This is a genomic window from Campylobacter geochelonis (assembly GCF_013201685.1).
Taxonomy (GTDB): domain Bacteria; phylum Campylobacterota; class Campylobacteria; order Campylobacterales; family Campylobacteraceae; genus Campylobacter_B; species Campylobacter_B geochelonis.
On sequence record NZ_CP053844.1, the window covers coordinates 1,928,725 to 1,942,502 of the forward strand.

Here is a 13,778-nt window from a genome sequence, read left to right on the forward strand (position 1 = left end):
AGGATAGGATATGTCAAAATCAATAATAAAAAATACTCTTGGAAGTAGAACATTTACATTTGCTGTTCCAGCTGCTGGAGCTGAAGCATTAGCCTTTGCTAACGCTCATCTTGATGGCAGCTATGTTGTTTATGAAGTTGTAAGTAAAGTTGGCAATGAAACTGTTGCAAATTGTAACAAGGTAACTCTAACTCTTAAAAATAGTACAACTGGTGATAAATACACATTTAGTTTTTATGCTAAATCTACACTTGGCGAAGATGAAATAAGAGCAGGTTTAATTGGAATAACTGTTAATGGCGTAAAAGCCGATGAAATTTATATTATCGGCATGGAATCAGTAGCGATAGCTGGTGCATAATGCCTTTTATACTAAGTTTTGAACTTATTATAACTTTAGTTGCTTGTATCTTAACTTTGCTAAATTGGCTTATAAGTCAAAGAATCAATGTTGTAGATACTCGCTTAAAGCGATTAGAAGAGTCTGAAAAAGAGACTAAAGATTTTTACAAAGAGATACATAACATAAAAGGAAAACTTGATGTTATTATCACTTTTTTACAAAAAAATCAGAAAAACCCTTGACTTTTATTTGATAATCTAACATACTTTTAAATCTTTAAAACTTATATTATTTAAAAAATTCAATAATTTTATCAATATTTTGATTTGTAATCACAGACTGTGTTTCGAAACTGATTTTACTCAAATCAACAAGAAAAAATCTTTAGCTTATCTTAATACTATCAATCAAATTTTTAGTCAAATTTGATAAAAAATACCAAATTTATATTAACTATATGATTAAACTGTTTTAAACATAGAGATATTATAAAATATATAAATTACCTCAAGATGTAACTTCTTATAAACAAGCTCTAAATTAAGATTTTAATGTTAAAAGCAAGTATATCTTATAAGCACACAAATATATAAACTCTAATATCACTTTTAATATACCAAATAAACAGCAGGGAAAGAGAATTGTAAAGATATTTTAGATTTACCTCAAGATGTAACTTCTTATAAACAAGCTCTAAATTAAGATTTTAATGTTAAAAGCAAGTATATCTTATAAGCACACAAATATATAAACTCTAATATCACTTTTAATATACCAAATAAACAGCAAGGAAAGAGAATTGTAAAGATATTTTAGATTTACAGTTATAACCAAACTATCACAATAAATAAAGTAGAGAATTTTAAAGATATTACAAGCATAGACTAGTAAAGAAGCTTAGTATTGTATTATAAAAATAGTAGATTTACTAATATTTTTATTATTAACATTGTCATATTTTACTTTTTTGATTTAATTATTTGTATAAAAAGATTAACAAAGTCCGCAACGACCTACTTTCCCAACATCCCAGTAAGAGAGAGTATCATCAGCCACGATGAGCTTAGCTTCTTGGTTCGAGATGGTACAAGGCGTTTCCTCATCTGTATAGTCACGGACAGTGTTAAATAAAAGAACTTTTCTCTCAATTCTCTTATTAAACACTGTAATGTGTTCTATCTTAGTTAATAGTCTAAGTTTTAATAAAAACAATTTTATCTCTTGTTTTTATTAATAAATTGCGAAGTATTTTTTCGCTAGGCAAGGCAGATAAGCAAACACAAGGGAGCGAACTTAAAGTTCGTAACCGAAGTGTGAAGCGTAATCTAACGCCGCATAGTAGAAAAAAGACAAAGCAAGTTTTATCCTTAACAAGGAAGTGATGCTTAAAAAAGATAAGCAAACGTTCTATTAGTACTGGTCAGCTAAAGGACTCTCATCCATTACACACCCAGCCTATCAAACTAGTAGTCTACTAGAGAACTTAAAAGAAGATTCATCTTGGAGTTGGCTTCGAGCTTAGATGCTTTCAGCTCTTATCACATCCCAACTTAGCTACCCAGCGGTGCCCTTGGCAGGACAACTGGTACACCAGTGGTTGGTTCGACCCGGTCCTCTCGTACTAGGGTCAACTCTCCTCAATCTTCTTACGCCCACGGCAGATAGGGACCGAACTGTCTCACGACGTTCTGAACCCAGCTCGCGTACCGCTTTAAATGGCGAACAGCCATACCCTTGGGACCTGCTCCAGCCCCAGGATGCGATGAGCCGACATCGAGGTGCCAAACCTTCCCGTCGATGTGAGCTCTTGGGGAAGATCAGCCTGTTATCCCCGGGGTACCTTTTATCCTTTGAGCGATGGCCCTTCCACACAGAACCACCGGATCACTAAGACCGACTTTCGTCTCTGCTCGACTTGTATGTCTTGCAGTTAAGCTGGCTTATACCTTTATACTCTGCAAACGATTTCCAACCGTTTTGAGCCAACCTTTGTAAGCCTCCGTTACATTTTGGGAGGCGACCGCCCCAGTCAAACTACCCACCAGACATTGTCCTACCTAAGGATATACTTAGGCTAGTTAGCTACCCGAATAAAGAAGAGTGGTATCTCAACAATGGCTCATATATAACTGGCGTCATATAATCAAAGCCTCCCACCTATCCTGCACATCTTTATCCAAGTAGCAGTGTCAAGCTATAGTAAAGGTCCACGGGGTCTTTCCGTCTTGCCGCGGGTAGGAGGAATTTTCACCTCCACTACAATTTCACTGGATCCCTCTTTGAGACAGCTCCCATCTCGTTACGCCATTCATGCAGGTCGATATTTAATCGACAAGGAATTTCGCTACCTTAGGACCGTTATAGTTACGGCCGCCGTTTACTCGGGCTTCGATCAAGAGCTTCGCATTGCTGCTGACCCCATCAATTAACCTTCGAGCACCGGGCAGGCGTCACACCCTATACATCCTCTTACGAGTTAGCAGAGTGCTGTGTTTTTGGTAAACAGTCGGGAGGGACTCTTTGTTGTAACCTTTCTAGCTAGATCCGCAGGGATTTCACCAAAAGAGGCACACCTTATACCGAAGATACGGTGTTATTTTGCAGAGTTCCTTAAAGAGGGTTCTTCCACGCGCCTTAGAATACTCATCCCACCCACCTGTGTCGGTTTACGGTACGGGCAATTATTACTAAACTTAGAAACTTTTCTTGGCTCGATAGTATCATGGATTCAAACGCAGCTCCGAAGAGCGTTGTTTGCCTGTCAGATCTCGAATAAAGAGTTACGGATTTGCCTACAACTCAATCTACTTCCTTCGACTAACTATTCCATCAGTTAGCTCCATTAACTTTAAGCGTCCTTCCATCGCACATAATAATTGGTATTGGAATATTAACCAATTTTCCATCGCATACCCCTTTCGGACTTTGCTTAGGACCCGACTAACCCTACGATGACGAGCATCGCGTAGGAAACCTTGGGTTTTCGGCGTTGGGGATTCTCACCCCAATTATCGCTACTCATGCCTGCATGCTCACTTCTATCCGCTCCAGCGCTCCTTACCGGTACACCTTCAATGCTGAATAGAACGCTCTCCTACCACTTGACACTAATGTGTCAAGTCTACGACTTCGGTACTTATTTTAGCCCCGTTATATTTTCCGCGCAAAATCACTAGACCAGTGAGCTATTACGCTATCTTTAAAGGATGGCTGCTTCTAAGCCAACCTCCTGGTTGTTTCAGTAACTTCACATCGTTTTCCACTTAAATAAGATTTAGGGACCTTAGTCGGTAGTCTGGGTTGTTCCCCTCTCGACGACGGATTTTATCACTCGCCGCCTGACTGCTATGATTACGCTATGGGTATTCGGAGTTTGATAGGGTTTGGTACATTGGTATATGCCCTAGCCCATTCAGTGCTCTACCCCCATAGTTACTACATAACGCTATACCTCAATATATTTCGGAGAGAACCAGCTATCACGAAGTTTGATTGGCCTTTCACCCCTATCCACAAGTCATCCCAAGACTTTTCAACGTCAGCGGGTTCGGTCCTCCGCCGGCTCTTACACCGGTTTCAACCTGCTCATGGATAGATCACTTCGTTTCGGGTCTGCAGCATCTGACTTGTCGCCCTATTAAGACTCGCTTTCGCTACGGCTCCGGGTTTCCTTAACCTTGCCAGACACCACAACTCGCAGGCTCATTATGCAAAAGGCAGTCCATCACACGTCATAAAGAATCGTGCTCTGAATGATTGTAAGCAAATGGTTTCAGGTTCTATTTCACTCTGATCACCTCAGTTCTTTTCACCTTTCCCTCACGGTACTTGTGCACTATCGGTTTGGTAGTAGTATTTAGGGTTGGATCGTGGTCGACCCAGCTTCAGACAAGATTTCACGTGTCTCGCCCTACTCAGGATACTGCTAGTTAAAAAGATGATTTCGTATACGGGAGTATCACCCTGTATCCTTAATCTTTCCAGATTATTCTACTATCATGTTTTTATACATATTGCAGTCCTACAACCCCACTAGTAAACTAGTGGTTTGCCCTTTTACGCGTTCGCTCGCCGCTACTTGCGTAATCTCAATTGATTTCTCTTCCTGTGGGTACTAAGATGTTTCAATTCCCCACGTTCGCTCCATATAGGTAATTAACATTGCTGTTAATTGGGTTGCCCCATTCGGAAATCTACGGATCAAAGCCTCTTGACGGCTCCCCGTAGCTTATCGCAGTCTAGTACGTCCTTCATCGCCTCTACCAACCAAGGCATCCACCATTCGCTCTTAGTAGCTTACCTTTTCTTTACTCCACAGACTAGCAAAGCTAGTCCTTGCGGCAAGGAGTGTAAACACTCCCTTGACCTACCTAAAGTATAAACATTTATTTAAAACTAAAGTTTTTTCATAAATGATAAACTAATGTATAGTCTAACCACAAGCTATCTTTTAAATATAGATTTAGAAGATAGTAAATTTGCAGAGTAATAATTTATTTTTAAATATGTTTCATATTCTAATTTGCATCACTTCCTTGTTAAAGATAAATTACTTGATGTAATTTAATATAGTTATAATCTATAACCCAAGACGGAAAGCATTAACCAAAGCATTTAGTAAGTTTAAGACTAAATCTTTTGTGATGGTTAAACTTCTTTTATCTCTTAGTAGTTATTGGGATAACAGATTTGTTTGAGATAAAATTTACAAAGTTATATTATTACAACCTTTAACAAGATCCTGTAAAATTGTTTTATTTTATTAAAACTTGTTTGTGACTATTAACAATGATAAGTTAAATAACATTAGACTTAAAAGTCTAATTAGAAAGTTCGAATTGTATCTTAATAAATTTAAAGTTAGCTTTAAATTTAGATAAACTCTCTAATTAGATTTTTAATCTTTTAGATTATGTTAAACTATATACTTAATACTTCTATAATACGTGGTGGTGGAGAATAGCGGGATCGAACCGCTGACCTCCTGCGTGCAAAGCAGGCGCTCTCCCAGCTGAGCTAATTCCCCAATTCTATCTTTACCTATGCTAAGACTTATCCTTTATACACGCAGTGTCTTTGTCGGTTCGTTACACTCACAACGACAAATCCTAAAAAGCAAAGAAGTTTGCTTTTTCTTGTGCAAAGCAGGCGCTCTCCCAGCTGAGCTAATTCCCCATTTTTGCTTTCTCTTTTTTCTACTAAACTTTGTTACACTTTGCTTCAAACTGCAGTCACAAACATAAGTTTGCTCATTTGTTTTTGCTCGTGTTCCTTGTTTAGCGAAAAAATAGTTTGCAAAAATATTTATAAAATTCTTCCAAATTCTTAGACTTAATCAATTAAATTTAAAAGACTTAAATAAACTTCTATTCTATTATTAATTTCTTTTTATCTACTACTCAACATAGATTATAAAATCTTTGGTTTGTGGTGGGCCTAATAAGACTTGAACTTATGACCTCACCCTTATCAGGGGTGCACTCTAACCAGCTGAGCTATAGGCCCTTAACATATCTGGGCGTCAATCTTTCAAAACTAAACAAGTGCGATTGAGAGAAACTACTAAGAGTGTTAAGCTCTTAAGAACTAGTTAGTACAATAACTATCTAACTAGTTCTTACCACAAATAGTTTTCAAAGATAAATAATCGCTATCTTTGTTTTTACTATTTGATTTAGTAGTGTCGTTCTTTCTTAATGTATATCTTGTGAGAAATATACATATGTACTCTAGAAAGGAGGTGATCCAACCGCAGGTTCTCCTACGGTTACCTTGTTACGACTTCACCCCAGTCGCTGATTCCACTGTGGGCGGTAGCTAGTTTAGCATTCCGACTTCGAGTGAAATCAACTCCCATGGTGTGACGGGCGGTGAGTACAAGACCCGGGAACGTATTCACCGTAGCATGGCTGATCTACGATTACTAGCGATTCCGGCTTCATGGAGTCGAGTTGCAGACTCCAATCCGAACTGAGACATATTTTATAGATTTGCTCCATCTCGCGATATTGCTTCTCATTGTATATGCCATTGTAGCACGTGTGTCGCCCCGGACATAAGGGCCATGATGACTTGACGTCGTCCACACCTTCCTCCTACTTGCGTAGGCAGTCTGTTTAGAGTGCTCAGCCGAACTGTTAGCAACTAAACACGTGGGTTGCGCTCGTTGCGGGACTTAACCCAACATCTCACGACACGAGCTGACGACAGCCGTGCAGCACCTGTCTCAACATTCTAGCAAGCTAGCACTTCTCTATCTCTAAAGAATTTGTTGGATATCAAGTCCGGGTAAGGTTCTTCGCGTATCTTCGAATTAAACCACATGCTCCACCGCTTGTGCGGGTCCCCGTCTATTCCTTTGAGTTTTAATCTTGCGACCGTACTCCCCAGGCGGTATACTTAATCCGTTAGGTGCATTACTGCCTTGACTAGCAAAGCAACAACTAGTATACATCGTTTAGGGCGTGGACTACCAGGGTATCTAATCCTGTTTGCTCCCCACGCTTTCGCGCCTCAGCGTCAGTTAAGTTCTAGCAGATCGCTTTCGCAATAGGTATTCTTGGTGATCTCTACGGATTTTACCCCTACACCACCAGTTCCATCTGCCTCTCCCTTACTCTAGATAAATAGTTTCCTAAGCAGTTTAACAGTTAAGCTGTTAGATTTCACAAAAGACTTATTCATCCGCCTACGCGCCCTTTACGCCCAGTGATTCCGAGTAACGCTTGCACCCCCCGTATTACCGCGGCTGCTGGCACGGAGTTAGCCGGTGCTTATTCGTTGGGTACCGTCATTATTCTTCCCCAACAAAAGGAGTTTACGCTCCGAAAAGTGTCATCCTCCACGCGGCGTTGCTGCGTCAGGCTTTCGCCCATTGCGCAATATTCCTTACTGCTGCCTCCCGTAGGAGTCTGGACCGTGTCTCAGTTCCAGTGTGACTGATCATCCTCTCAGACCAGTTATGCGTCATAGTCTTGGTGAGCCATTACCTCACCAACAAACTGATACAATATAGCCCCATCCCTTAGCGAAAAGACTTTCCCAACCAAACATATGTTTAGTTGGAGTATAGAGTATTAGCAGTCATTTCTAACTGTTGTTCTCTTCTAAGGGGCAGGTTAGCTATATATTACTCACCCGTGCGCCACTAAGAATTAAAAGAGCAAGCTCTCTTAATTCTCCGTTCGACTTGCATGTATTAGGCACGCCGCCAGCGTTCACTCTGAGCCAGGATCAAACTCTCCATATTAATTTACTTTTAGCGCACAAACAAAGTCTGTGCTAAAGTAACAAATACTAAAGCACACCAACACAAAGTGTTGGTGTAAATTTAGCAAATGACCAAATTAAAGTTATTGAGTATTTTACTTAAAAAGCATATACTGCTATAACCTAAATTTGGATTTAATTATGAAGTTTTTAATCATAAAAACTTTATTAGTTTTAATTGTTTTTCTTTTTAATAAAATTAAAAAGTGGCTCAATCGATCACTTGTTTAGATTTCAAAGATTGACTTTAAAATTTATAGTTTAACAATTATAATTTAAAAAACATGCTTCTTTATCTTTATAATCTTAGTAACATTAATCTTATTAGATTTAATGTAAAAAGCTTCATCTACATAGATGAGATAAGAAAGTTAAGAGTTTTAAAATCTTGGCTTTCTTTGAAGCGGAAATGAAAGTATATAAAAGCAACACTTAAAACTAGCTTAATTACAATAAAAAAATAGTGAAAAAGTGAAAAAAAATAAAATATGGTAAAAATATATGATGAGATGATAAAAGCAATAGTAATGTAAGGAAAGTTAGGGTTAGGGGTTGAAGTTATTGCGTAAAAAGATAAAGAGGTAGGATTAGGGTTAAGGTTTGGAGTTAGAGTTAGGAACAAAAAAGATAAGGAGTTAGAGTTAGAGTTAGAGTTAGAGTTAAAGTTTGTGGTTATTGTAAAAAGATAAAGAGGTGGAGTATGGGGTTAGAAGTGAAGTATGGGGTTGTGGCTAGTAAGGTGGAAATGAATATTAAGGGGTAGGAAAGAGTGCAGAAAGATTTAGAGGATATTAAGTGGAAAAAGTAAAAGAAGGTAAAAAAGCTGATGTATGATGTAGAGATGGAAGCAAAATGGAAAAGATAGAGAGTTTAAGTTGAGAGTGAATAAGATAAAGAGTTAGGGTTATTATGTAGAAAGATAAGAAGTTGGGTTTATGGTTAAAGTTTAAAACTATTGTAAAAAAGATAAAGAGGTGGAATTGGGGTTAAGGGGTGAAGAAAATAGAAGAATTTGGGATTTATGGTTAAGGAGTAAAGTATGGGTTTGTGAGCTAGAAATGTCGAAATAAATATCAAATTTATAATAAAGAGTATAGTAAATAAAAGAATTTGGATTTAGAGTTTTTTTTGAGGGAAGGTAAAAGATGTAGGGTAAGAGTGTAGGAAGTAAAGTAAATATTGTATTTAGAGTTATAGGTTGGGAATTTATAGTCATTGCATAATAAAGATAAGAGTTAGATAAAGTATGAGTTTATGGGTTAGAGAGGTGGAAATAAATATAGAATTTATAACAAAGAGTATTAGAAATAAAAAAATTTGGATTTAGAGTTTTTTTTAAGGTTAAGTGGTGAAAAGATGTAGGATAAGAGTGTATGAAGTAAAGTAAATATTGTATTTAAATTTAGCTATAGGTTGAAATATAAAGAAGATAGAAAGATGTTTGATTAAAAAAATAGTAAAAAATATATGCAAGAAATAGGATAGGATAAGAGAAAATTTAGAGTTAGAGGTGGGAAAATAGAAGAAAATAGAAGATGTTTAATTGCCATAGTTGTGTAAGTAAAATACAGAGGTGGAGTGAGCGGTGAAAGCCTACCAGCAAAATTATGGCATAAAAGCTGTGTAAGTACATACAGAGCAAGAGTGAGGAAAGTGAAGCAAATATTGAATTTAGAATTAGTGGGTGGAAAATAGAAGAAAATAGAAGATGTTTAATTGCCATAGTTGTGTAAGTAAAATACAGAGGTGGAGTGAGCGGTGAAAGCCTACCAGCAAAATTATGGCATAAAAGCTGTGTAAGTACATACAGAGCAAAAGTGAGGAAAGTGAAGCAAATATTGAATTTAGAGTTGAGAAAATAAAAATGTTAAGACAAACAGCAAAAACAAAAAGATAGAGAAAGAATGGGGTTGAGTAGAAAATGGCTTTAGAATGATGATAGTCAAGAGATATTTATAATAAAAATTTGGAAAAAAGTTTTTGGAAAAATTATAAAATTATAAAATTATAAAAAATGAAAAAACTTAAGTAAACTAAAGAGCTATAGTAAAGATATAAAGTCATGAAACAATGAAAAATTAAACAGCCTGATAAATTTATATATAAAAAGCATAAATTTAAAATGTAGTAAAAAAGGAAATTGTTTAAGTTACAAACAAAATTATAAAAATATATGATAATGTAAAAATTTAAAGCGGTTATAATGTCAAATTTAACGCAAGCGAATAATAAAGATAAATTTAACAATAAAATACTTGTAAGATACTCCCCAAAAATACTATATAGTAAGCTTGCAAAATTTAGTATTTTTAAATCGACCAAATCAACCATTCACTGTTAAAAAAACTTAAAATATATTAGAATTAATTATAATTAAAAAGTATTAAAAGAATCGCTAGAATCAGTATATAAAACAGTAAGTTTGAAATATTTCTTGATATTCAATGCTATAAAATATAAGCTTAACTAATAAAAAAATATTATAAAATTTCAAATAAAAAAAGCTTGACATTTATATTAAAATCTTTTATTTAAACAAAAGCCATCTTAATTCTATCACAAATCTAAAATTTAAATACAAATATATCTATAAATTCGCCCAAAAACTAAAAACTCAAACTTAAGAATCCAAACTTTAACTAAATTTAATCAATTATTAGCGTTAAAATTCCATAAAAATCACAAATATAAAAATACCTTTAAAAAATATATTCAAAACTAAATTAGATTATAATTTAATACAAAAATGATAAAATTTGCTCTGTAAAAATGAGTCAGATTATAAAATATTTCTTAAAATTAAAAGTTAAAAATTTAATTTTATTATGGTATAATATCATGTTAAGTTTATTACATTATACGAAAGGAAAGATATGAAAGTTATACAATACTCTCAAATCGTAGAAGAAGTCGCAAAGCTCTGTAAAACAGCCTGTTGTATCGTCACTCCGGACATGAAAGCAGCTTTTAAAAAAGCTAGAGAAAATGAAGTTTCACCGCTTGGAAAAGATATCATAGGTAAGCTTTTAGAAAACGCACAAATCGCAGAAACAAGGCAAATGGCTATATGTCAAGATACCGGAATGGCGGTTGTTTTCTTAGATGTTGGTCAAGATGCTCGCATTGAAGGCGGATACATAGAAGATGCGATAAATGAGGGTGTAGCTAAAGGCTATACTGAAAGTTATCTTAGAAAATCGGTTGTAAATGATCCGATTTTTGAGCGAAAAAACACTGGAAACAACACTCCAGCGATTATCAACACACGCATAGTTCCAGGCGATAAGCTTAAAATCAAAATCGCTCCAAAAGGCTTTGGTAGCGAAAACAAAAGCATACTTAAAATGCTTGTTCCAGCCGATGGGCTTGAAGGCGTTAAAAAAGTATTTTTAGAAGCTGTTAAATACGCTGGTCCAAATGCCTGTCCTCCGATGGTTATCGGTGTTGGCATAGGTGGCACAATGGATAAAGTAGCCCTTCTTGCCAAAATCGCAGCCGCACGCTCAGCAGATAGCAAAAACGTAGATCCACGATATGCAAAACTTGAAGAAGAGCTTCTTGAGTTAGCAAATTCAACTGGCGTTGGCCCACAAGGACTTGGCGGTATAAGCACCGCTGTTAAGGTAAATGTCGAGTGGTTTCCAACCCACATAGCAGGTCTTCCAGTGGCTATAAATATCAACTGTCATGCAGCTAGACACGCAGATGTCATACTCTAAAGGATAAATTATGTCAGAAGTTAAAAAAATAACAGCACCATTTGATAAATCAGTTGTAAAAACCTTAAAAGCAGGCGATAACGTGCTAATCAGCGGCACAATCATCGCAGCTAGAGATGCGGCTCATAAAATTTTAACCGAAACTTTAGCTAAAGGTGAAAAACTTCCTTTGGATTTTACAAATCAAATTATTTATTATGTAGGTCCAACTCCAGCTAAACCAGGCGACGCCATAGGCGCAGCAGGCCCTACAACAAGTGGACGTATGGATAAATACACTCCAACTATGATAGAGCTTGGCATTAGCGGAATGGTCGGCAAGGGCTACAGAAGTCAAGAAGTCGTTGATGCGATGAAAAAGCACTGTGCGGTTTATATGGTCGCTATCGGTGGCGCTGGAGCGCTTATTAGCCAAAGTATCAAAAAATACGAAGTCTTAGCATACCCTGAGCTTGGTCCTGAGGCTGTGGCAAAACTTACGGTTGTTGATTTTCCTGCGATTGTTGCGATTGACTGCGAGGGAAATAACTTCTACGAAGTTGGACAAGCTCCATTTAAAAAAATCTAATAAATTTATGTGGTAGAAATTTTCTGCCACATAAATTATCATTTATATATTATTTTTGCGATAAATTTTCAAGAATAGAATTTAAAAAATAGATTAAATCTTTATTTTAAATTTAAATAATATATAAAATCGCTTATAATTTACATATCGGCTTTAAAGCTTTTTTCTAACTATAAATTTATTTTTTTATATTAAATTTATATATTTATTTATAAAAATAAATTTAAAAAATCACACAATTATCTCTTAAATTTATCGCATAAGTTGTATAATATAAAACCAAATTAAAAATATTTCACAAAAGGAAGTTAAAGATGGAAAGTTTTATCAGAATCTTTTTTAACAAAGTTGCCAAATTTTTCTCAAAATTTTGGCTATTTATCGCCTTTGCATGCTGTTTTCAAACCGCTAGTGCAAACGATTTAGACACAATCAGACAAAATGGCGTTTTAAGAGTTGGCGTGCTTGAGAGCTACTTGCCATTTAGCAAGGTTGAAGATGGAAATTTCAGAGGTTTTGAAATCGAACTAGCAAAAGCGTTAGCAAATGAAATTTTTCAAAACAGCAACGGCAAAATTCAATTTGTCCCAACAAAATTCCCACAAAGAACAACATTCTTACAAGAAAACAAAGTAGACGCCACAATAGCGCTATTTCCAGTAACAGAAGAAGCAAAACATGTTGTTGATTTCTCCATGCCATATCTAACCGTCGCAACTGGAATCTTAAGCAAAAAAAGCGATAATATAAAATCAATTAATGATTTTAGAGGCAAAAAAATCGCTTTACAAAAAAACACAGTCGCAGAGTCTCTTTTAGAGAAAAAAGGCTTTGATAGCAAAGATTTTGTCTATGTAAACTGGTTTAAGGATTGCTATAAAGCGGTTAAGGACGGAACTGCTGGAGTTTGCGCTGGTGATAACATCGCCGTGCTTGCGTATCCTATCATGGATAGTAGTATGGAAGTTCCTTTAAGACAACTTGGAGAGCTAACTTTTATCGGCGTTGGCGTTTCAAAAGGCAATGATAGTTTGCGCAGCGCAATCGATGCGGCTTTAATCAAACTTAGCAAAAACGGCTTTTTCAAAAAAGCATATAACGAAACTTTTGAACCATTTTACAAAGGTGCAGCGGAGAAAAAATACTTCTTACTAGATGATTTATACAGCATGTTTGGCTAAAATTTATCGTGGCTTGCGCTTTGCGAGCCACTTTTTAAGCAAATTTATTTTAAATTTTGATGAATTTAACACTCATTTTAAAAGATTTTAGATATTAAATTTATTAAAATTTTCGCTCGAGTAGCTAGAAATCCTTTTAAATTTAGATAAATAGTTTAAATTTGCAATCTCAAAATAACTTTTAAAATTACTTTAATAATCTCGATAAATAGGCGATTTGCTTTAATTAAAATTTATAAAAATATTTTTAAAAAGCACTAAAAAAGTTAATTTTACTTCATTCGCACGTTCATAACGAAAAAAGCTTAAGAATATAAGCTTTGCGTATGGACAAATTTAAAGTGTAAAAGATGGTTTTGCTACGTTAAAAAAGTATAAATTTAGCATAATATAAAATTTTATTTTGATTTTGTATAAAGAATTTAGAAATCAAACTGATAAAAATTTGCCTTAGATATCGATAGCATGGGATTTCGATATAATTTTTTAGAAATCAAACTTTTTTAGACGATTTCCTTTTTAAACATTTTAAAACTCGCTAAAAAGGGCTTTTAATGCTATTTAAATATAAAATATGCAAGGCAAAAAGTAAGTAGCTTATTGACTAAATGCGATTTCGCAGGAGCTGTACTAGCAATCGCACTTGCATTTTAGCATATATTTAACTACTCATTTTTATAGCATAAAAGTTATACACT

5 protein-coding genes, 2 tRNA genes and 3 rRNA genes are annotated in these 13,778 nt (G+C 35.4%); 5 read left to right on the forward strand and 5 right to left on the reverse strand.

Translation table 11 applies throughout. The features are described from left to right. Window positions 1-10: 10 nt before the first annotated feature. Both CGEO_RS08840 and CGEO_RS08845 read left to right on the forward strand, forming a co-directional pair. Window positions 11-361 carry a hypothetical protein gene (locus CGEO_RS08840; RefSeq protein ID WP_075540199.1) on the forward strand — a complete coding sequence of 117 codons (351 nt, stop codon included), beginning with the start codon at window positions 11-13 and terminating at the stop codon, window positions 359-361. Then, window positions 361-585 (forward strand): hypothetical protein, encoded by a 225-nt coding sequence (locus CGEO_RS08845; RefSeq protein ID WP_075540198.1) that lies wholly within the window; start codon window positions 361-363, stop codon window positions 583-585. Before CGEO_RS08840 ends, CGEO_RS08845 begins: the two co-directional genes overlap by 1 nt. 758 nt (window positions 586-1,343) lie before the next feature. Here the strand turns inward: CGEO_RS08845 and rrf are convergent. The 5 genes from rrf to CGEO_RS08870 form a co-directional block, all read right to left on the reverse strand. Then, window positions 1,344-1,462, reverse strand: a 5S ribosomal RNA gene (gene rrf, locus CGEO_RS08850). A gap of 271 nt (window positions 1,463-1,733) precedes the next feature. Continuing rightward, window positions 1,734-4,645, reverse strand: a 23S ribosomal RNA gene (locus tag CGEO_RS08855). A 648-nt stretch (window positions 4,646-5,293) separates the two neighbouring features. Further along, window positions 5,294-5,369, reverse strand: a tRNA-Ala gene (locus CGEO_RS08860). Between the two features lie 402 nt (window positions 5,370-5,771). Continuing rightward, a tRNA-Ile gene (locus tag CGEO_RS08865) sits at window positions 5,772-5,848 on the reverse strand. A gap of 228 nt (window positions 5,849-6,076) precedes the next feature. Beyond that, a 16S ribosomal RNA gene (locus CGEO_RS08870) occupies window positions 6,077-7,592 on the reverse strand. Together the 16S, 23S and 5S rRNA genes with 2 tRNA genes alongside form the textbook arrangement of a ribosomal RNA operon. A gap of 2,893 nt (window positions 7,593-10,485) precedes the next feature. On the opposite strand from CGEO_RS08870, the gene CGEO_RS08875 reads away from it, so the two are divergent. The 3 genes from CGEO_RS08875 to CGEO_RS08885 all read left to right on the forward strand — a co-directional run bounded on the left by CGEO_RS08875 (window position 10,486) and on the right by CGEO_RS08885 (window position 13,080). Beyond that, window positions 10,486-11,331 carry a fumarate hydratase gene (locus tag CGEO_RS08875; RefSeq protein WP_075540049.1) on the forward strand — a complete coding sequence of 282 codons (846 nt, stop codon included), beginning with the start codon at window positions 10,486-10,488 and terminating at the stop codon, window positions 11,329-11,331. 10 nt (window positions 11,332-11,341) lie between these two features. Beyond that, complete coding sequence (locus CGEO_RS08880) at window positions 11,342-11,899, forward strand: Fe-S-containing hydro-lyase (RefSeq protein WP_075493137.1); 558 nt, start codon at window positions 11,342-11,344, stop codon at window positions 11,897-11,899. 314 nt (window positions 11,900-12,213) lie between these two features. Continuing rightward, a complete protein-coding gene (locus tag CGEO_RS08885) occupies window positions 12,214-13,080 on the forward strand; it encodes a transporter substrate-binding domain-containing protein (protein WP_082255607.1) in 867 nt (288 codons plus the stop codon). Window positions 13,081-13,778 lie beyond the last annotated feature (698 nt).